The sequence below is a fragment of the Ferrigenium straubiae genome, assembly GCF_051257895.1.
Taxonomy (GTDB): Bacteria; Pseudomonadota; Gammaproteobacteria; order Burkholderiales; family Gallionellaceae; genus Gallionella; species Gallionella straubiae.
The window spans coordinates 1,956,456-1,972,918 of sequence record NZ_CP194331.1; the positions used below are offsets into that span (position 1 = coordinate 1,956,456).

Consider the following 16,463-nt stretch of genomic DNA (forward strand, 5'->3'; position numbering starts at 1 on the left):
GTGAACCCGCACCGCCGCGACATTGAGGAACTCTACGCCCACCTGCACAGCGGCGCGGACGGCCTGAGCCAGGCCGACGCCAAGCGCAGGCTCGCGAAGTACGGGCCCAACCTCATCGAGGAAATCGGCGCACTGCCGCCCATCGCGGGACTGCCCTTTGCCGCGGGGCTGTTCCTCGCCAAAAAGCTGCCCCTTGTCCGCAAGCTGCTTGGCGAATTCACCCACTTCTTCGCGCTGATCCTGTGGCTCGCGGCCGGGCTTGCCTTCTTCGCCGAGTGGCGCGAGCCTGGCCAGGGCATGGCCACGCTGGGCTATGCCATCCTCGGCGTGATCCTGGTCAACGGGCTGTTCTCGTTCTGGCAGGAATACCGCGCCGAGAAGGCGCTCGCCGCGCTGCGCGACCTGTTGCCGCGCCACACCACCGCGTTGCGCGACGGCAAGGCGGTGCAGGTACCGGTCGCGGAACTGGTGCCGGGCGACGTGGTGCTGCTTGCGGCGGGCGACGACGTGCCCGCCGACTGCCGCCTGATCGAGGCTTTCGGCGTGCGCGTCAACACCGCCAATCTTACCGGCGAGTCGAAGCCGATGGCGCGCAATGCGGCCGCCGAACCCGAGGAGCAGGCCATGCTGCGGCGCGACATCCTACACGCCGGCACCTCGCTGATCTCGGGCGAGGCGAAGGCCATGGTGTACGCCACCGGCATGCACACCGAATTCGGCAACATCGCGCGCCTCACACAAACCGCGCGTGAACCGCTCTCGCCGCTGCAAAAGGAGATTGCGCGGCTCTCCCGGCTGGTCGCGCTGTTCGCCACCCTGCTCGGTGTTGTATTTTTCCTTATCGGCCGGATGATCGGCCTGTCGTTCTGGGAAAACCTGGTGTTCGCGATCGGTATCATCGTCGCCAACGTGCCGGAGGGCCTGCTGCCCACCGTCACGTTGTCGCTCGCGATGGCGACGCAGCGCATGGCGAAGAAGAACGCGCTGGTGCGCCACCTGCCCGCCGTGGAAACGCTGGGCTCGGCCACCGTGATCTGCAGCGACAAGACCGGCACATTGACGCAGAACCGCATGAGTATCCGGCAGGTGTTCTATTCCGGCATGCTCATGGAACCCGGCGAACTGGAAGGAGCCGAGCCGCTGTTCGCGATCATGCGCAATTGCCACGACCTGCGCCGCGTCGAGCAGAACAAGCATGAAGTATGGCAGGGCGACCCGATGGAAGTCGCGCTGCTGCAGGGCGTGCCGCCGGGTGGCGCGGTATTCCCGCGCGTCGGCGAAATCCCGTTCGACACCGAGCGCAAGCGCATGTCGGTGATCTGCGACACGCCGCACGGCCGCAAGCTGTACTGCAAGGGCGCCCTGGAAAGCGTGCTGCCGCTGTGCGATGCCATCCTGCTGAATGGCAGGCAGCATCGGATGGATGAAGCCTGCCGTACCGAGCTGCTGGCGCGGCAGGAACAGATGGCCGAACAGGGGCTGCGCGTGATCGCACTCGCGTATCGCAATTTGCCGCAGCATGCCGCGATGGGCGAAGCCGAGCTGATTTTCGCCGGGTTGATTGGCCTTATCGACCCGCCGCGCGAGGGTGTCCCCAAGGCAATCGCCACCTGCAAGGCCGCCGGCATCCGCGTAATCATGATCACCGGAGACCACCCCGAGACCGCGAGCGCGCTGGCGCGCGAGATCGGCATGGCGCATGTGCCGCTCGCCATCACCGGCGACAGGCTGCGCCGCATGTCGGAGACCGACCTGCAACTGCTGCTCGACGAACCGGGAGTGCTGTTTGCGCGCACCGGCGCCGACCAGAAGATGCGCATCGTGCAGGCGCTGCAGCGCAAGGGCGAGATCGTCGCGGTGACCGGCGACGGGGTGAACGACGCGCCGGCGCTGAAGTGCGCCGACGTGGGCATCGCGATGGGAGTCTCAGGCACCGATGTCGCGAAGGAAGCGGCCGACATCATCCTGCTCGACGACCACTTCGCTACCATCGTCGCCGCGATCGAGGAAGGGCGCGCGGTGTTCGACAACCTGCGCAAGTTCCTCACCTACATCCTCACCTCGAACATCCCCGAGCTGGTGCCCTACCTCGCCTTCGTGCTGTTCAGGATTCCGCTGCCGCTGACCATCATCCAGATCCTTGCGGTCGATCTCGGCACCGACATGCTGCCTGCGCTGGCGCTCGGCGCGGAAAAGCCCGGCCCGGACACCATGCAGCGCCCGCCGCGCCCGCGCGGCGAGCGGCTGCTCGACTGGGGTACGCTGCTGCGCGCCTACCTGTTCCTGGGCCCGCTGGAGGCGGTTGCGGGCATGGCTGCGTTCTTCTTCGTGCTGCACGGGGGCGGCTGGCAATACGGAAGCCTGCCGGGATACCACGGCAACCTCTACCTGCAGGCCACCGCGGCCTGTCTCACGGCGATCATCGCGATGCAGGTGGTCAATGTGTTCCTCTGCCGCCATCCGACGCTGTCCGCCTTCGGCCGTGGTTACCGCCGCAACCCGCTGATCTGGTACGGTATCGGCTTCGAGCTGATGCTGTTGCTGTTGATCGACTACACCCCGTGGGGCAACACGCTGTTCGGCACCGCGCCGCTGGGGATCGAGGTCTGGCTGTTCATCGTCCCGTTCGGGATAGGCATGCTGCTGCTGGAGGAGTTGCGCAAGGCGGCGGTGCGCAGGCGGAAGGCGTGAATGCCGCCGCTCAGGCAATAAGGCAATGCCGTCATACCGGCGAAGGCCGGTATCCAGTGGTGCGCAAAGCACACCTATTGATAATTGCTGGATTCCGGGTCAAGCCCGGAATGACGGGCTCGCAGCAATACTTACCATTTTGCTACTTGTCCAGCGCGTTGGCGATGTCGCGCCGGTGCTCCTCTTCCATGACCAGGATGTCCTCCAGCACGCGCCGCAGGCCGTATTCCTTGAGCGCCTCGGCCTGGGCGATGCGCTCCTTGTAGCGCTTGATCGCGTACTCCTCGCCCGCGAGGTCCTGCTTGAGCATCTGTACGCTGTCCTTGGAGATTTCGCGCTTCTCCACGTCCACCGTGGGCACGCCGCCGAGCGAGTCGATTTGGTCGGAGAGCAGAACGGCATGCGCCATCTCCTGCTGCGCGTGGATCAGCAGCTCCTTCTGGATGGAATCGTATTGCGCGCCGTGGATCGCTGAGGCGTGCTGCGTGTACTGGATGGCCGCCGCATATTCCCATTCCAGATCCTTGTTGAGTTCGGCCAGCAGCTTCTTCATGGTGATCTTCATCGGGAGTCTCCTGTCGTTTGGCGAAATAGTCGGTTTGCAATAATGGCGGCCCCATCTTAGCAAGTAGCCGCGCGGTGCGCTACCCGTACCCGGGCCATATCCCCAAACCCGGCGCTATCGGTTAAGCTACGCCCCTTCCGTAAACACTCTTATCCGCAAAGCAAAATGGCCCAATACGTAATGTCGATGCTCCGCGTGAGCAAAATCGTCCCGCCCAAGCGTCAGATCATCAAGGACATCTCCCTCAGCTTCTTCCCCGGCGCGAAGATCGGCCTGCTCGGCCTCAACGGTTCGGGCAAGTCCACCGTGCTGCGCATCATGGCGGGCGTGGACAAGGAATACGACGGCGAGGTGCAGCGCGAGCCGAACATCCGCATCGGCTACCTGCCGCAAGAGCCGCAGCTCGACCCCGAATGGACGGTGCGCCAGGAAGTGGAGTCCGCCTTGGGCGAGGTCATGCAGGCGCAGAAGAAACTCGACGAGGTGTATGCCGCCTATGCCGAGCCGGACGCCGACTTCGACAAGCTCGCTGCCGAGCAGGCGCGCCTCGAAAACATCATCGCCGCAGGGGGCAGCGATGCCGCACACCAGATGGAGATCGCCGCCGACGCGTTGCGCCTGCCGGATTGGGATGCGGTCATCAAGAACCTCTCCGGCGGCGAGAAGCGCCGCGTGGCGCTGTGCAAGCTGCTGCTGGAAAAGCCCGACATGCTGCTGCTCGACGAGCCGACCAACCACCTCGACGCGGAATCGGTCGAGTGGCTCGAGCAGTTCCTCGTGCGCTTCCCCGGCACCGTGGTTGCCGTGACCCACGACCGCTACTTTTTGGATAACGCCGCCGAATGGATTCTGGAATTGGATCGCGGCCACGGCATCCCGTGGAAGGGCAACTACTCGAGCTGGCTGGAGCAGAAGGAGGCGCGGCTGGAGCAGGAGAACAAACAGATCGATGCGCACATGAAGTCGATGAAGCAGGAACTGGAATGGGTGCGCCAGAACCCCAAGGCGCGCCAGGCCAAGTCCAAGGCGCGCCTGAACCGCTTCGAGGAACTCTCCAACACCGAATACCAGAAGCGCAACGAGACGCAGGAAATCTTCATCCCGGTCGGCGAGCGGCTCGGCAACGAGGTCATCGAGTTCGAAGGCGTCAGCAAAGCCTACGGCGACCGTCTGCTGATCGACAACTTCAGCTTCAAGGTGCCTGCGGGCGCGATCGTCGGCATCATCGGCCCGAACGGCGCGGGTAAATCGACAATGTTCCGCATGATCACCGGCAAGGAACAGCCGGATTCCGGCACGGTGAAGATCGGATCGACTGTGAAGATCGCCTTCGTCGACCAGTCGCGCGAAGGGCTGGAGAACAACAAGACTGTGTTCGACGCGATCTCCGGCGGCAACGAGATTCTGACCGTGGGCAAATACGAAACCCCGGCGCGCGCCTACATCGGCCGCTTCAACTTCAAGGGCGCGGACCAGGGCAAGATCGTCGGGCAACTGTCAGGCGGCGAACGCGGTCGCCTGCACCTCGCGCAGACGCTGATCTCCGGCGGCAATGTGCTGTTGCTCGACGAACCCTCCAACGACCTCGACGTGGAAACCCTGCGCGCCCTCGAAGACGCCCTGCTCGAATTTGCCGGCTGCGTGATGGTCATCTCCCACGACCGCTGGTTCCTCGACCGCATCGCCACCCACATCCTCGCGGCGGAAGGCGATTCCAAGTGGACGTTCTTTGACGGCAACTATCAGGAATACGAGGCGGACAAGAAGAAACGCCTAGGCGAAGAGGGCGCGAAGCCGAAGCGGATTCGGTATAAGCCGATTAGTAGATAACACACCGTTCACCCTGAGCCTGTCGAAGGGTGCCCTCTCCCTCAGGGGGAGGGTTAGGGTGGTGGCCGGGGTGCTGGCTAACCTGCGCAGCACAGACTAGAATGGACTTCATCCAGAAGCAGGAGGCAACAATGAGCGACCGCATCACCATTGATCCCGCTGTATGCCACGGCAAGCCCTGCATACGCGGCCTGCGCTATCCGGTGGAAAATGTGCTGGAGTGGCTGGCTAGTGGCATGACCACCGAAGAGATACTGAGCGACTACGAAGACCTGGAACGTGAGGATATCCTGGCCGCGCTTTCCTACGCCGCCCGCCTGACCCATGTGAAACGGCTGGAACGCCTGGCAGCATGAAATTCCTGGTCGATGCGCAACTGCCTCGGCGCTTCGCCCAATGGTTGAATGAAGCGGGGCATGATGCGCTGCATACTCTCGACCTGCCGAGGAAGAATCTCACCGCCGATAGCGAGCTTATTACCCGAGCCATGCAGGAGGGCCGTATCGTCATCAGCAAGGATGACGACTTCGTGCAGTCCTATCTGCTGACGGGTGAACCGTTGCTGCTATTGATCTCAACCGGCAACATCACCAACATAGAGCTGGAAAAAATTCTGCATGCCAATTTGAGTGGGATCGAAGCGGCGTTTGCATCCGGCAGATTTGTCGAGGTCACTCGCGAAGCGTTGGTGGTGCATGAATGAAAACAAATGCGATTAATAATTCAATCTCCCACGACCGCTGGTTCCTCGACCGCATCGCCACCCATATCCTCGCGGCGGAAGGCGATTCCAAGTGGGTGTTCTTCGACGGCAACTACCAGGAATATGAGGCGGACAAGAAGAAGCGCTTGGGTGAAGAAGGGGCGAAGCCTAAGCGGATTCGGTATAAGCCGATTAGTCGGTAAGCTACAAATAACTCCGTTCGTGGTGAGCCTGTCGAACCATGAGTGGAGTTGTGTGACTGGCAAACCCACACACCACAGACTAGAATGCATCCATCAATAATGGAGGTGAGCCATGCAGGCAGTCGAATTTGTCAGCAAAGCGCATGACGGCGTGGTGGACTTGCCGCGCGAGCTTCAGAATTGGAACGGCAAACAGGTGCGCGTGATCCTGCTGGATGAAGGGGCGGGCGCAAAAGAGGCAAAGCCAGTTGCAGGAAATAATGTCTGGGAAAGAACCGCTGGTGCGTGGCAGGGCGAACCACTGGTCCGGGAGCCGCAGGGCGAGTATGAAAAGCGTGCGGAGCTGGATTGATGCTTTACTTGCCGGATACCAACGTCTGGATTCACCATCTCAACAATACATCCTCCATCGTCAAAGGCCGGCTTGCAGCGCACACTCCGTCACAGGTCGTTTTGTGCGACGTGGTAAAGGCGGAGCTGTTCTACGGCGCATTCAAGAGCGCGCGCCGCGATGCAAATCTGGCCTTGCTCGAATCGTTGTTCCCCGAATTCAATAGCCTTCCGTTTGATGGCAAGGCGGCGCGACTTTCTGGAGAAATTCGCGCCGACCTTGCGCGAAAAGGTACGCCTATCGGCCCCTACGATTTACAGATTGCGGCAATTGCGTTAGCGAATGGCTGCACGCTGGTATCGCATAACACAAGAGAGTTTTCACGCATCGCGGGGTTGAAGTTGGAGGATTGGGAAGTGGAGAAATAATTGCGATGCTGACCCCGTTAGTTCGATTTTTACTCGAAGCATATTTAGTGTACTTGCTGGAAGAATATGACAAAGAATAACTTTCCGATTGTGTCATCTGATATTCGTTCTCTAGAAGGAATGGCGAGCAGTTCATTTCCAGCTTTCGGGATATCGCTTACCTCTGCGGCTGAGGGGCGGCCTGATTCTCTGACTGCATATCCGATTGCGTCCATGGCAACGGATCCATGCCCGCCGAGTAACGCTCGCAATGATGAGGTGGTTGTGTATCGTCTTGTGTCGGGCAGTCCGCTGACCAAGGAGGACTTCTTGCCTACGTGCATGGACGAGGGGTTTCCACACAGAGAATTTCCTCCAGAAAAATTGTGTATTGCGCAAGGAGTGTCAGTATTTACAAGCGAGAATGCGATAGACAAGAAAAGAAAACGTTATCAAAAATTAAATGAAAAGCTCATCGCGATCGGAATAATTTACAAGGAAGACGGACGTGTTTTGGAAACGTGTTCAAAGTTCCACCTTACATGGTGGCTAGAGACTGATGTTCCTCATCGCAATTTCAGATTGGTGACCAATAATGCCACAGCATAATATTGAAAATGTCATCAAGGAATTGGTACCTTGGGAGGTACTTGATTACTACGATGGCCCAAAGTTATATAGCTGCAAAGATAACGTTGGGCAAATTTATTTGGTCTATTGGCTTGATGGAGTGAGGGAGCTAAATAGCTGGCTATATTTGCGAGTCAGTCCCGCTCGTTATTTAGCATTAAAGAATGCTCACATTTCAATTTCAAAAGCATTGTCCGAGCCAGAAGAGGGCTTCGCATACGAAGTCAAATTCTCACCAACGCAATTTGATATTGCCCTCCTAAAACAATCTCAAATTAAGCCGGAGTGGCTTCCAGAAGCCGATGACTTTCTTGATCTTCCATCGTCAACATTACCGGCAAAAATTTCAACTGCACTTGAACAGGCTAAGGCAACGAATCGCCAAGTATTCGATGTGGCTCTCGGAAGAATCTCCAATCAATACGAAATTGGCTGTGGAAAGTTAGGGAAGATTCTGGAGGCTGTGCAGAATGCCGTGAATGCTTTTGCCTGCGCTTCGAATCGGGAATTAAAGCGTATTCCTGAGGAAGTTAAGTTTAAGAATGAATTGCTCTTCACGACAGTTTTTGCGAGCTCCATAGGTATTAGATTGCAGTCAAAATCTGGTGAGCTTGTTAGTAATGACGAGGGTGTTCAGGCGGCAAAAATATTGGCTGAACTTCTACGAGATACCGATGTACCTGAATGCATACCAGAGAGGCTCAAAAGCTTTAATGTGTTAGCAAGAAGCAGATTTAAGCATTTACTTCATGTGTTGGTGGATTCGGAAGTCTCTTTGTCAACGGATTGGAGCTCGCCTTTCGGTAGTGAGGTGAGTTCTCGTATAAGCTTCGACAAGCTCAAGCGCACTCTTCAAAAACTTGAAGAGACGGATGATGCAATGACACAAATACGGACTTACTCGGGAAAGCTTGTTGGTGTAGATATTGAGAGTGATTTCTTTGCAATGATTCCTAACGATGGTCAGTTGATTAAGGGGAAACTTTCTAAACAATTAGAAGGTGGACACTTTGAAGTTCCAAGTATGATTACTGCAATAGTTCAAGAGGTCTGTGTCGTTGATCCGCTTACAGAAAGGGAAAAGTGGACTTACACATTGTTTGAAGTTTCGAGCAATCAGAGTTAAAGGGGCTATCGAGCTAGAGCTAATGGGGTCAGCATCGCAATAGTTTTCCAGCCATCGCCCGCAAGGGCGATTTTCTTTTCTGAGTCATGGAGGCAAGCACCATGGAGTTGATCGAACTCGGCCTGGACAGCCAGCTTCAGGAACAGGCCGGCAAGCTGTGCGAGCCGAGCCAGCGCCTAGCGCGCGTGACGGCTGTGGACCGCGGGCGCTATGTGGTGCGCAACGAAGCGGGCGAGGTACCCGCCGAGCTGACGGGCAAGTTCCTGCACGCCGCCGCCTCTGCCGTGGACATGCCCTGCGTGGGCGATTGGGTGTGCGTGCAGTATCACGATGCGGCGTCGCATGCGAGCATCCATGAGGTTGTGCCCAGAAGGTCTTTCCTGCGGCGCAAATCTCCCGGCAAGAACATCGATTTCCAGATGATCGCGGCGAACATCGATGTCGCCTTCGTCGTGCAGTCGTGCCATTTCGATTTCAATGTGCGCAGGCTGGAGCGCTACCTGGTGATGGTCAACGAGGGGCATATCGAGCCGGTGCTGCTGCTGACCAAGACAGACCTGGTGAGCCCTGCCGAACTGGAGCGCATGCAGGCGAACATCCGCGCGGCGGGCATCACGGCCAACATCATCCCGCTGAGCAGCGTGACGGGCGAAGGCGTCGCCCAAGTGCAAGAATTCATGCTGCCGGGCAAGACCTATTGCCTGCTCGGTTCTTCTGGCGTGGGCAAGACGACGCTGATCAACCAGTTGCTGGGCCATGATGAACTGGAGACGGGCACTGTGAGCGGCACCGGCGAGGGCCGGCACACCACCACGCGCCGCCACTTGGTTGCGCTCGACAACGGCGCACTGCTGATCGACATGCCGGGGATGCGCGAACTGGGCATCTTGAGCGCGGGCGAAGGGCTGGATGATAGCTTCGCCGACATCGCGGCGCTGGCCGCGCACTGCCGCTTCGCCGATTGCAGCCACAACAACGAGCCGGGCTGCGCGATCCGCAAGGCCATCGAGAGCGGCGCACTGGACCCGGCGCATTACCAGGGCTACCTGAAGCTCAAGGCCGAGTCGGACTTCAACGAGATGTCTTACCTGGACAAGCGCAAGAAGGACAAGGCGTTCGGGAAGATGGTGAAGTCGGTGTTGAAAGAGAGGCGGAAGTGAAACAATCGACGGGCGTTTGGATTATTCTGGGCACAAGAAACCGGCAAGAAGGAGGGCGCAAGAAAGGAAAGGTGCTAAGCTCGGGTTGTTTTTGTTAAACCCAAGTTTGTTCCTCCGTATTTTCACATGTTGACGTTCGAGCGCTATGCTGGATTTCACCGAATACACCAAGATCTTCATCAGCCTGTTCGCGATCCTTGATCCGATCGGGATCATTCCCATCATCATTCTGTTTACTGCGGAGATGACGGCAACCAAGCGCGCCCAGGTCGGGCGCCTCGCTTCGCTGACAGTGTGCGCCATCCTGCTGGTGGCCTTGCTGATCGGGCAACCGCTGCTGGCGTTCTTCGGTATCAGCATCAATTCTTTCCTTGTGGCAGGCGGCATCTTGTTGCTGCTGATGGCGATCAAGATGATGCTCGGCAGCTTTTACGAAAACGGTAACAGCAAGCAAGCCAAACCTGACGGCGAGACAGTTTCGGCGAATGCGATCGTGCCTTTGTCCACACCGTTGCTGGCGGGCCCCGGCTCGATCAGCGCGGTGATCGTGGAGGCGCACAAGGCAGACGGCTTTCAGCATTATCTGATCATGGGCCTGATCATCGTCCTGCTCAGCGTCACTGTCTGGCTGACCTTCCTGATCGCGCCCTGGGTCGCGCAGCGGCTGGGCAAGATCGGCATCAATGTGTTCACCCGCCTGATGGGGCTGATACTCGCCGCGATCGCGGTGGAGTTTGTCGCCAGCGGCATGCGCGGCCTGTTTCCGGCGCTCGGCTGACCGAAATAATCAGGGACAGACCACGATTTCGCTTGAATGAAAATCATGACCAAGAAAACTTCTCGTAAACTGCGCAACATCCACCCCGGCGAAGTGCTGCGTGAGGAGTTCCTGGTGCCGCTCGGTATTTCGCAATACCGCTTGGCAAAGGAGATCGGCGTGACCGAGGCGCGCATCTCGGCGATCGGTTCCGGCAAGCGCGCGATCACGGCGGCACGGCCTTGCGGCTGGCGGCTTTCTTCGGCACGAGCAGCGGTTTCTGGATGGGGTTGCAGGCGGATTACGATACCGAGGAAGCGGCAAAGGAGCTTGGCGATCAGTTGGCGCCGATACACCGCTTCGAGTCGCTGGCTGCATGAGTGCCAAAGGCGGCGCGAATTTTTGAAAGAGCATGACGTGACACCATGAACCTGGACCCTCGCACGCTGCTGTTCTCCCTGATGCTGGTCTATGCGCTGTCGGTGCTGGCGCTGTTCCTTGCCGCCTATGGCCGGAACGGCGGCGGCAGGCACGACGGCATGGGCAAGTGGGCGGTGGCGATGCTCCTGGAGACGCTGGTCTGGACACTGATCGCAGCCCGCGGCATCGTCCCGGATGTGCTCTCGATCATCGCCGCCAACGGCCTCAAGGCGGCCTCGCATGCGCTGATCCTCGCGGCTATTTACGAATTCCAGCGGCGCGAGGCGCCGCGCTGGCAGTACTGGCTGCCGGTCGCGCTGACGCTGCTGCAGACAACCTTGCTGGTGGACGATCTGCAGGGGCGCTTCATCTGGGGCGGCCTGGTTTACGGCCTGCAGATGGCGCTGATCGCGCGCGCCCTGCTGTCCGACCGCGAGACCCGTGCGGGCCGGGCGTGGCGGGTGCTGTTCATCGGCATCGTCATGATCATGCTGGTGCTCGCGCTGCGCGCGGCCCTGGCGCTGTTCGGCCTGAGCGAGATCGCGCAGCCGCAGAAGGCCTTGCCCATCCACCCCGTCCAGCTCTTCACCTATGTCGCCGTCATGGCGACTGCGCTGCTGGGCTCGATCGGCTTCGTGCTGATGGTCAAGGAGCGCACGGATCGCGAGATCATGCGCCTCGCGATGACCGACAGCCTCACGCGCATCCCCAACCGGCGCGCCCTGATGGAATGGGCCGAGCATGCCCTGGCACGGCGCGATGGGGCGCCACTGGCGTTACTGATGATAGACGTGGATCACTTCAAGCGGATCAACGACACCTACGGTCACCCGACGGGGGACGAAGTGCTGCGCAAGATCGCCGAGCTGCTTGAAGGGCGGTTGCGCGGCTACGACTTCATGGGGCGCTACGGCGGTGAAGAATTTTGCGTGGTTGCCCCGGACACCGACCGCGAAGGCGCCCTGGCGCTGGCCGAATCCTTGCGGGCGATCATCCACGCCACCCCGTTTACCGACGCAGGCAAGGCAATCGCCCTCTCGGTGAGCATCGGCGTCGCGCTCTGCCCGTCCAACGCTAAGTGCGAACTGAAGGAGATCCTGGCGGAAGCGGATGCCGCGCTTTATGCGGCCAAGCAGGCGGGACGCAATAGGGTGGTCTGCTTCGGCATGGAGAGCGCGTAATGGAAATGAAGAAGATCAATTCGGGCAGGCTGCGCGCCATCGGCTACGATACGCGCGCCCGGTTGCTGCAGGTGCAACTCGACGACGGCAGTACGCTGCAGTATGGCGGAGTCGGCGAGGATACCTGGCGCCGCTTCAGTGGCTCGGGGGCGGCGTGGAGCTTCTACCGCGACAACATCGAGGAGGAGTTTGCAGCGAAGCGTGTCTCCGGCAACGGGCATGGAGAGGCCAACACTCCACATAATGAAGCTCACCATGCCCGCTCCCCTCTCCTCAATCCTCTCCCGCAAGCGGGCGAGGAGGCGAACGAATCGCTACGCGAATTTCATGTTACTGCTCCCGCAGGCAAGAACCCGCTCGACGAGTTGTTCCGCAAACCCTGAGCGCGTCCGTGCTGAATCGCTGAATGAAAAATAATCCGTATACGGTGGCTGTCATCGGCGGCGGCCCGGCCGGGCTGATGGCGGCCGAGGCGCTGGTTGAGGGCGGTGCGCGGGTCGATCTCTACGATGCCATGCCGACCGTGGGGCGCAAGCTGCTGCGGGCGGGCAAGGGAGGCCTCAACATCACGCATGCCGAGCCGCTGGAGGATTTCCTCTCGCGTTACGGCGCGCGCCGCGCCGAGATCGAGCCGCTGCTCGAAGGATTCGGGCCGGATGCGCTGCGGGAGTGGGTGCATGGCCTCGGCATCCAGACCTTTGCCGGCAGTTCGGGGCGCGTGTTTCCGTCCGACATGAAGGCCGCGCCGCTGCTGCGCGCCTGGCTGCGCCGTTTGCGCGAGAACGGCGTGCATTTTCACCTGCGCCATCGCTGGCGCGGCTGGGCCGATGAAAGCGCGGATGGCAAAACCGTCGCGCTGCGTTTCGACACGGTCGGGGGAGAGGCCATTGTGCAGGCCGATGCGGCGGTGCTCGCGCTGGGTGGGGGAAGCTGGGCGCGGCTCGGCTCCGACGGCGCATGGGTGACGCTGCTTGCACAGCTCGGCATCCCTGTCGCGCCGTTGCGGCCCGCGAATTGCGGTTTCGATGCCGGATGGAGCCTGCACTTCAGCGAGAAATTCGCCGGGCAGCCGCTGAAGGCGGTGGGCGTGAGCTTCACCGGTGCGGCGGGCCATGTCCATTCCAGGCGCGGCGACGTGATGGTGACAGCAACGGGGGTGGAAGGCGGCCCGATCTATGCCCTGTCCGCGATGCTGCGCGACGAAATCGAGGCAAGGGGCGAGGCCGTCATCCGCATCGACCTGGCACCCGGCAAGGACCTGCAGCGGATCAGCGCCGAAGTGAATCACCCGCGCGGTTCACGCTCGATGTCCAGCCATCTGCAGAGCCGGGCGAAGATCGCGGGCGTGCAAAGCGGGCTTTTGCGCGAGTTGCTGCCGAGGGAGGATTTCGACCGCCCCGAGCGGCTGGCCGCCGCGATCAAGTCCCTGCCGCTGCGCCTCATCGCGCCGCGTCCGCTGGACGAAGCGATCAGCAGCGCGGGCGGCGTGCTCTTCGAGGCGCTGGACGGGCGCCTGATGGTGCGCGACCTCCCCGGCGTGTTCTGCGCCGGCGAGATGCTCGACTGGGAGGCGCCCACCGGCGGCTACCTGCTGACCGCCTGTTTCGCCAGCGGACGCCACGCCGGCCGTGGCGTGCTGGAATGGCTCGCGGGCGTCCGCCGTGCCGAGAAGGATTAGCGCTGGCGGGAACGGCCAGTACGCGGTCTCACCACCCTGAACTGGGGTGTTGCCTGTATTCCATATTAAAGAAGCGCAAAGGCATCATGTTCGACGTCCTTTGAATCCCGGGAGAACATGAATGAGAACCCATGCGATTCTGCTCTGCCTGCTGGCGGCGGGAGCCCCCCGGCAGGCGCATGCCGAGGCTCCCGCAGGCTGGAACGGATGCTACATGGGGGTCAATGCCGGATATGGCTGGGCCCACATAAGCGGCACTGACTTGGCCATCGGCGCTCCCATCGGTTCCGCCACGGCCAGCGGCGGCGCGCTCGGGGGGCAGTTGGGTTGTGACCGCCAGACCGCTGACTGGGTGTGGGGCGCGCAACTCTCCGCGGACAAGGCGAATTTAAGCGGGAGCCACCAGTACCTCAACGGCAGCGGCCCTGCGGATACCGTCACCTACGACATCAAGTCCCTGGTTTCCCTTACCGGCCGGATCGGCTATGAGCTTCGGCCGGCCACGCTCGCCTACCTGAAAGGCGGGGGTGCATGGGCGAGAACCAGCCACGACGATTCCGACCCGGCCCCGCTTTTCGGCGTGCCCTATACCGGGAACACGAAAGCCACGCGCGGCGGGTGGATTCTGGGCATCGGCCTGGAGCGCAAGATCGGCCGGAACGTATCGGCTTATGTGGAGTACAGCTACGCGGATTTCGGCAGCAAAACGGTCACGATCGCCTACACCGACGGGGTGATCGCCGATTATTCGTTCAGGCAGGAGCTGAGTTGCCTCGGACTCGGCGTGAACTACCGGTTCTGATCTTTCCCTTCTTTCTGATACCATCTCGACGGCTCCCGCGACCGTCCAAGGGAGTGGCCCAGTTTTAAACCGCGCCCGCAAGGGCGATTTCTTTTTCAGTTTCTTCAATAACCCATGACGCTCGCTTGGCAAGACGGCCTGCCCTATTCCACGCGCTTCGGCGACGTGTATTTTTCCGCCGATTCCGGGCTCGAGGAGACGCGCCATGTGTTCCTCGCGGGCAACCGGCTCGCGGAGCGCTTCGCGGCGCTGCCTGCGGGCGAGAGCCTCGCCGTCGGCGAGACGGGTTTCGGCACCGGGCTGAATTTTCTCTGCGCCTGGCAACTGTTCGAGCGGGTGGCACCATCGGGTGCGAGCCTGGATTTTTTCAGCATCGAGAAATTTCCGCTGGACGATGATGAGCTGCGTGCCGCACTCGCGCTGTGGCCCGAGTTCGTGCCGTTCGCGGACGCGCTGCTCGCGCGCTGGCGGCGGCACGTGCCGGGCTGGAACCGCTGGGTCTTCGCCAATGGACGCGTGCGGCTCACGCTTGCGATCGGCGATGTCGCTGAAGTGCTGACGCAACTGCAGGAAGGGGTCATGGATGCGTGGTTCCTTGACGGGTTCTCCCCCGCGAGGAATCCCGAGATGTGGAGCGGGGAAGTGGTGGCGGGCATCGCCCGCGCCTCGCGCCCTGCGGCGACGCTCGCGACCTACACCAGCGCGGGCTGGGTGCGGCGCGGCCTGCAAGAGGCCGGCTTCGCGGTGGAGAGGGTGCCGGGCTTCGGGCGCAAGCGCGAGATGCTGCGCGGCCAGATGCACACTCACTCCCCCACGCGGGGAGAGGGGAGCATGCGGAGCACGCCTGCCAGCGTCGTCGTCATCGGCGGCGGCATCGCGGGCTGTGCCGCCGCCCGCGCGCTGGCGCATCGCGGCATCGCGGTTACGCTGGTCGAGCGTGCGCCGCGGCTCGCAAGCGCGGCCTCGGGCAATCCGCGCGGCATCCTGCACGCGCGCTTCGGCGCGGGCGGCAATCCGGTGCACCGCTTCGTGCAGGCGGCCTACGGGCATGCGCTCGCGCTCATCGACGAGGTGTTGCCGGCGGATGGCGAACTGCGCGCCGAGTGCGGGCTGCTGCAGGTTGCGTTTTCGCCTAGCGAAGAGAGGCGCATCGCGAAGCTCGCCGAATATGAGTGGCCCGCGCACCTGCTGCGCCCGGTCGAGGCCGCCGAGGCGACGCGGCTCGCGGGGATGGAGATGGCCTACGGCGGGCTGTGGTTCCCCGGCGGCGGCTGGGTCGTGCCGTCCGCGCTCTGCGCGAGGCTCGCGGACGATGAACGCATCGAACTGCGCCTCGGCCATGCGGCGGAGGCGCTGACGAAATCGGATGCGGGCTGGCGCGTGGCGGGGCGCGACGAGTGCGGCGCGAACTGGGCCGTCGAGGCCGACATCGCGGTGGTCTGCTGCGCGCACTCGGCATTGGCCTTTGAGCAGTTCGCGCATTTTCCGCTCACACCGGTGCGCGGCCAGGTCAGCCTGCTGCCCGCGACTCCGGCCAGCCGGGCCTTGCATGCGGTGGTGTGCGGCGACGGCTATTGCGCCCCGGCGCTGGACGGCATGCATGTCGCGGGCGCGACGCATGCCTTCGGCGACGAGTCGCCCGGGGTGCGCGCCGCCGAGCACGAAGACAATCTCGCGAAACTTGCCGCACATTCGCCGGCCCTGCGCGCGGCGCTCGGCGAGGTGGATATCCAAAAACTGGAAGGCCGTGCCGCGATGCGCTGCTCGGCGCCCCTCGCGATGCCGCTCGTGGGCGAGGTGCAGCCAATGCTCTATTGCAGCCTCGCGCACGGTACGCGCGGTCTCATCAGCGCGGGGCTGGCCGGCGAGATCGTTGCGGCGCTGGCCTGCGGCCAGTTGCCGCCGCTGCCCCTGCCCATCTTCGCGGCGCTGGCGCCCGATTTGCGCGCCAAAAAGGTCGGGTGAATCCGAAACCATGG

17 protein-coding genes and 1 pseudogene are annotated in these 16,463 nt (G+C 61.6%); 17 read left to right on the forward strand and 1 reads right to left on the reverse strand.

What is annotated here, in order from left to right; genetic code table 11:
* Nucleotides 1-2,691, forward strand: a complete 2,691-nt coding sequence (locus ACRRNM_RS09465; RefSeq protein WP_435627978.1) for a cation-translocating P-type ATPase — start codon at nucleotides 1-3, stop codon at nucleotides 2,689-2,691.
* A 142-nt stretch (nucleotides 2,692-2,833) separates the two neighbouring features.
* Here the strand turns inward: ACRRNM_RS09465 and ACRRNM_RS09470 are convergent, their stop codons facing one another.
* Nucleotides 2,834-3,256 (reverse strand): ferritin-like domain-containing protein, encoded by a 423-nt coding sequence (locus ACRRNM_RS09470; protein WP_435627979.1) that lies wholly within the window; start codon nucleotides 3,254-3,256, stop codon nucleotides 2,834-2,836.
* Between the two features lie 165 nt (nucleotides 3,257-3,421).
* Between ACRRNM_RS09470 and ettA the strand changes: the two genes are divergently transcribed.
* The 16 genes and pseudogenes from ettA (at nucleotide 3,422) to mnmC (ending at nucleotide 16,449) form a co-directional block, all read left to right on the forward strand.
* A complete protein-coding gene (gene ettA / locus ACRRNM_RS09475) occupies nucleotides 3,422-5,086 on the forward strand; it encodes an energy-dependent translational throttle protein EttA (RefSeq protein WP_435627980.1) in 1,665 nt (554 codons plus the stop codon).
* Nucleotides 5,087-5,217: 131 nt separating this feature from the next.
* Nucleotides 5,218-5,442 carry a DUF433 domain-containing protein gene (locus ACRRNM_RS09480; protein WP_435627981.1) on the forward strand — a complete coding sequence of 75 codons (225 nt, stop codon included), beginning with the start codon at nucleotides 5,218-5,220 and terminating at the stop codon, nucleotides 5,440-5,442.
* Nucleotides 5,439-5,789: a DUF5615 family PIN-like protein gene (locus ACRRNM_RS09485; protein ID WP_435627982.1), complete on the forward strand. Its 351-nt coding sequence runs from the start codon at nucleotides 5,439-5,441 to the stop codon at nucleotides 5,787-5,789. The genes ACRRNM_RS09480 and ACRRNM_RS09485 overlap by 4 nt, the downstream gene beginning before the upstream one ends.
* Nucleotides 5,790-5,812: 23 nt before the next feature.
* Nucleotides 5,813-5,992, forward strand: a pseudogene (locus ACRRNM_RS09490) (energy-dependent translational throttle protein EttA); the annotation flags it as partial.
* 112 nt (nucleotides 5,993-6,104) lie between these two features.
* Entirely contained in the window at nucleotides 6,105-6,344 is a 240-nt protein-coding gene (locus tag ACRRNM_RS09495) for a hypothetical protein (protein ID WP_435627983.1), read from the forward strand.
* Nucleotides 6,344-6,751: a type II toxin-antitoxin system VapC family toxin gene (locus tag ACRRNM_RS09500; RefSeq protein ID WP_435627984.1), complete on the forward strand. Its 408-nt coding sequence runs from the start codon at nucleotides 6,344-6,346 to the stop codon at nucleotides 6,749-6,751. The genes ACRRNM_RS09495 and ACRRNM_RS09500 overlap by 1 nt, the downstream gene beginning before the upstream one ends.
* Before the next feature lie 66 nt (nucleotides 6,752-6,817).
* Nucleotides 6,818-7,339, forward strand: a complete 522-nt coding sequence (locus ACRRNM_RS09505; protein ID WP_435627985.1) for a hypothetical protein — start codon at nucleotides 6,818-6,820, stop codon at nucleotides 7,337-7,339.
* Entirely contained in the window at nucleotides 7,326-8,486 is a 1,161-nt protein-coding gene (locus ACRRNM_RS09510; RefSeq protein WP_435627986.1) for a DUF6575 domain-containing protein, read from the forward strand. The genes ACRRNM_RS09505 and ACRRNM_RS09510 overlap by 14 nt, the downstream gene beginning before the upstream one ends.
* Nucleotides 8,487-8,587: 101 nt before the next feature.
* On the forward strand, nucleotides 8,588-9,646 hold the full coding sequence (rsgA, locus tag ACRRNM_RS09515) for a ribosome small subunit-dependent GTPase A (protein ID WP_435627987.1): 1,059 nt from the start codon (nucleotides 8,588-8,590) through the stop codon (nucleotides 9,644-9,646).
* 145 nt (nucleotides 9,647-9,791) lie between these two features.
* Complete coding sequence (locus tag ACRRNM_RS09520) at nucleotides 9,792-10,424, forward strand: NAAT family transporter (protein ID WP_435627988.1); 633 nt, start codon at nucleotides 9,792-9,794, stop codon at nucleotides 10,422-10,424.
* Between the two features lie 36 nt (nucleotides 10,425-10,460).
* Nucleotides 10,461-10,832 (forward strand): HigA family addiction module antitoxin, encoded by a 372-nt coding sequence (locus ACRRNM_RS09525; protein WP_435627989.1) that lies wholly within the window; start codon nucleotides 10,461-10,463, stop codon nucleotides 10,830-10,832.
* Nucleotides 10,829-12,004, forward strand: coding sequence for a GGDEF domain-containing protein (locus tag ACRRNM_RS09530; RefSeq protein WP_435627990.1), 1,176 nt, complete (start codon nucleotides 10,829-10,831; stop codon nucleotides 12,002-12,004). The genes ACRRNM_RS09525 and ACRRNM_RS09530 overlap by 4 nt, the downstream gene beginning before the upstream one ends.
* A 5-nt stretch (nucleotides 12,005-12,009) precedes the next feature.
* On the forward strand, nucleotides 12,010-12,387 hold the full coding sequence (locus tag ACRRNM_RS09535) for a KTSC domain-containing protein (RefSeq protein ID WP_435627991.1): 378 nt from the start codon (nucleotides 12,010-12,012) through the stop codon (nucleotides 12,385-12,387).
* Between the two features lie 23 nt (nucleotides 12,388-12,410).
* Nucleotides 12,411-13,682 (forward strand): TIGR03862 family flavoprotein, encoded by a 1,272-nt coding sequence (locus tag ACRRNM_RS09540; RefSeq protein WP_435627992.1) that lies wholly within the window; start codon nucleotides 12,411-12,413, stop codon nucleotides 13,680-13,682.
* Nucleotides 13,683-13,803: 121 nt separating this feature from the next.
* The gene (locus ACRRNM_RS09545) at nucleotides 13,804-14,484 is read left to right on the forward strand and encodes an outer membrane protein (RefSeq protein WP_435627993.1); all 681 of its coding nucleotides are present in this window, start codon (nucleotides 13,804-13,806) and stop codon (nucleotides 14,482-14,484) included.
* Nucleotides 14,485-14,598: 114 nt separating this feature from the next.
* Complete coding sequence (gene mnmC, locus ACRRNM_RS09550; RefSeq protein WP_435627994.1) at nucleotides 14,599-16,449, forward strand: bifunctional tRNA (5-methylaminomethyl-2-thiouridine)(34)-methyltransferase MnmD/FAD-dependent 5-carboxymethylaminomethyl-2-thiouridine(34) oxidoreductase MnmC; 1,851 nt, start codon at nucleotides 14,599-14,601, stop codon at nucleotides 16,447-16,449.
* Nucleotides 16,450-16,463: the final 14 nt, after the last annotated feature.

Excerpts from the sequence above, each read along its gene's own strand:
- ACRRNM_RS09470 (WP_435627979.1), bottom strand. The coding sequence starts at position 3,256 with ATGAAGATCACCATGAAGAAGCTGCTGGCCGAACTCAACAAGGATCTG.
- ettA (WP_435627980.1), top strand. The coding sequence starts at position 3,422 with ATGGCCCAATACGTAATGTCGATGCTCCGCGTGAGCAAAATCGTCCCG.
- ACRRNM_RS09480 (WP_435627981.1), top strand. The coding sequence starts at position 5,218 with ATGAGCGACCGCATCACCATTGATCCCGCTGTATGCCACGGCAAGCCC.
- ACRRNM_RS09485 (WP_435627982.1), top strand. The coding sequence starts at position 5,439 with ATGAAATTCCTGGTCGATGCGCAACTGCCTCGGCGCTTCGCCCAATGG.
- ACRRNM_RS09495 (WP_435627983.1), top strand. The coding sequence starts at position 6,105 with ATGCAGGCAGTCGAATTTGTCAGCAAAGCGCATGACGGCGTGGTGGAC.
- ACRRNM_RS09500 (WP_435627984.1), top strand. The coding sequence starts at position 6,344 with ATGCTTTACTTGCCGGATACCAACGTCTGGATTCACCATCTCAACAAT.
- ACRRNM_RS09505 (WP_435627985.1), top strand. The coding sequence starts at position 6,818 with ATGACAAAGAATAACTTTCCGATTGTGTCATCTGATATTCGTTCTCTA.
- ACRRNM_RS09510 (WP_435627986.1), top strand. The coding sequence starts at position 7,326 with ATGCCACAGCATAATATTGAAAATGTCATCAAGGAATTGGTACCTTGG.
- rsgA (WP_435627987.1), top strand. The coding sequence starts at position 8,588 with ATGGAGTTGATCGAACTCGGCCTGGACAGCCAGCTTCAGGAACAGGCC.
- ACRRNM_RS09520 (WP_435627988.1), top strand. The coding sequence starts at position 9,792 with ATGCTGGATTTCACCGAATACACCAAGATCTTCATCAGCCTGTTCGCG.
- ACRRNM_RS09525 (WP_435627989.1), top strand. The coding sequence starts at position 10,461 with ATGAAAATCATGACCAAGAAAACTTCTCGTAAACTGCGCAACATCCAC.
- ACRRNM_RS09530 (WP_435627990.1), top strand. The coding sequence starts at position 10,829 with ATGAACCTGGACCCTCGCACGCTGCTGTTCTCCCTGATGCTGGTCTAT.
- ACRRNM_RS09535 (WP_435627991.1), top strand. The coding sequence starts at position 12,010 with ATGAAGAAGATCAATTCGGGCAGGCTGCGCGCCATCGGCTACGATACG.
- ACRRNM_RS09540 (WP_435627992.1), top strand. The coding sequence starts at position 12,411 with ATGAAAAATAATCCGTATACGGTGGCTGTCATCGGCGGCGGCCCGGCC.
- ACRRNM_RS09545 (WP_435627993.1), top strand. The coding sequence starts at position 13,804 with ATGAGAACCCATGCGATTCTGCTCTGCCTGCTGGCGGCGGGAGCCCCC.
- mnmC (WP_435627994.1), top strand. The coding sequence starts at position 14,599 with ATGACGCTCGCTTGGCAAGACGGCCTGCCCTATTCCACGCGCTTCGGC.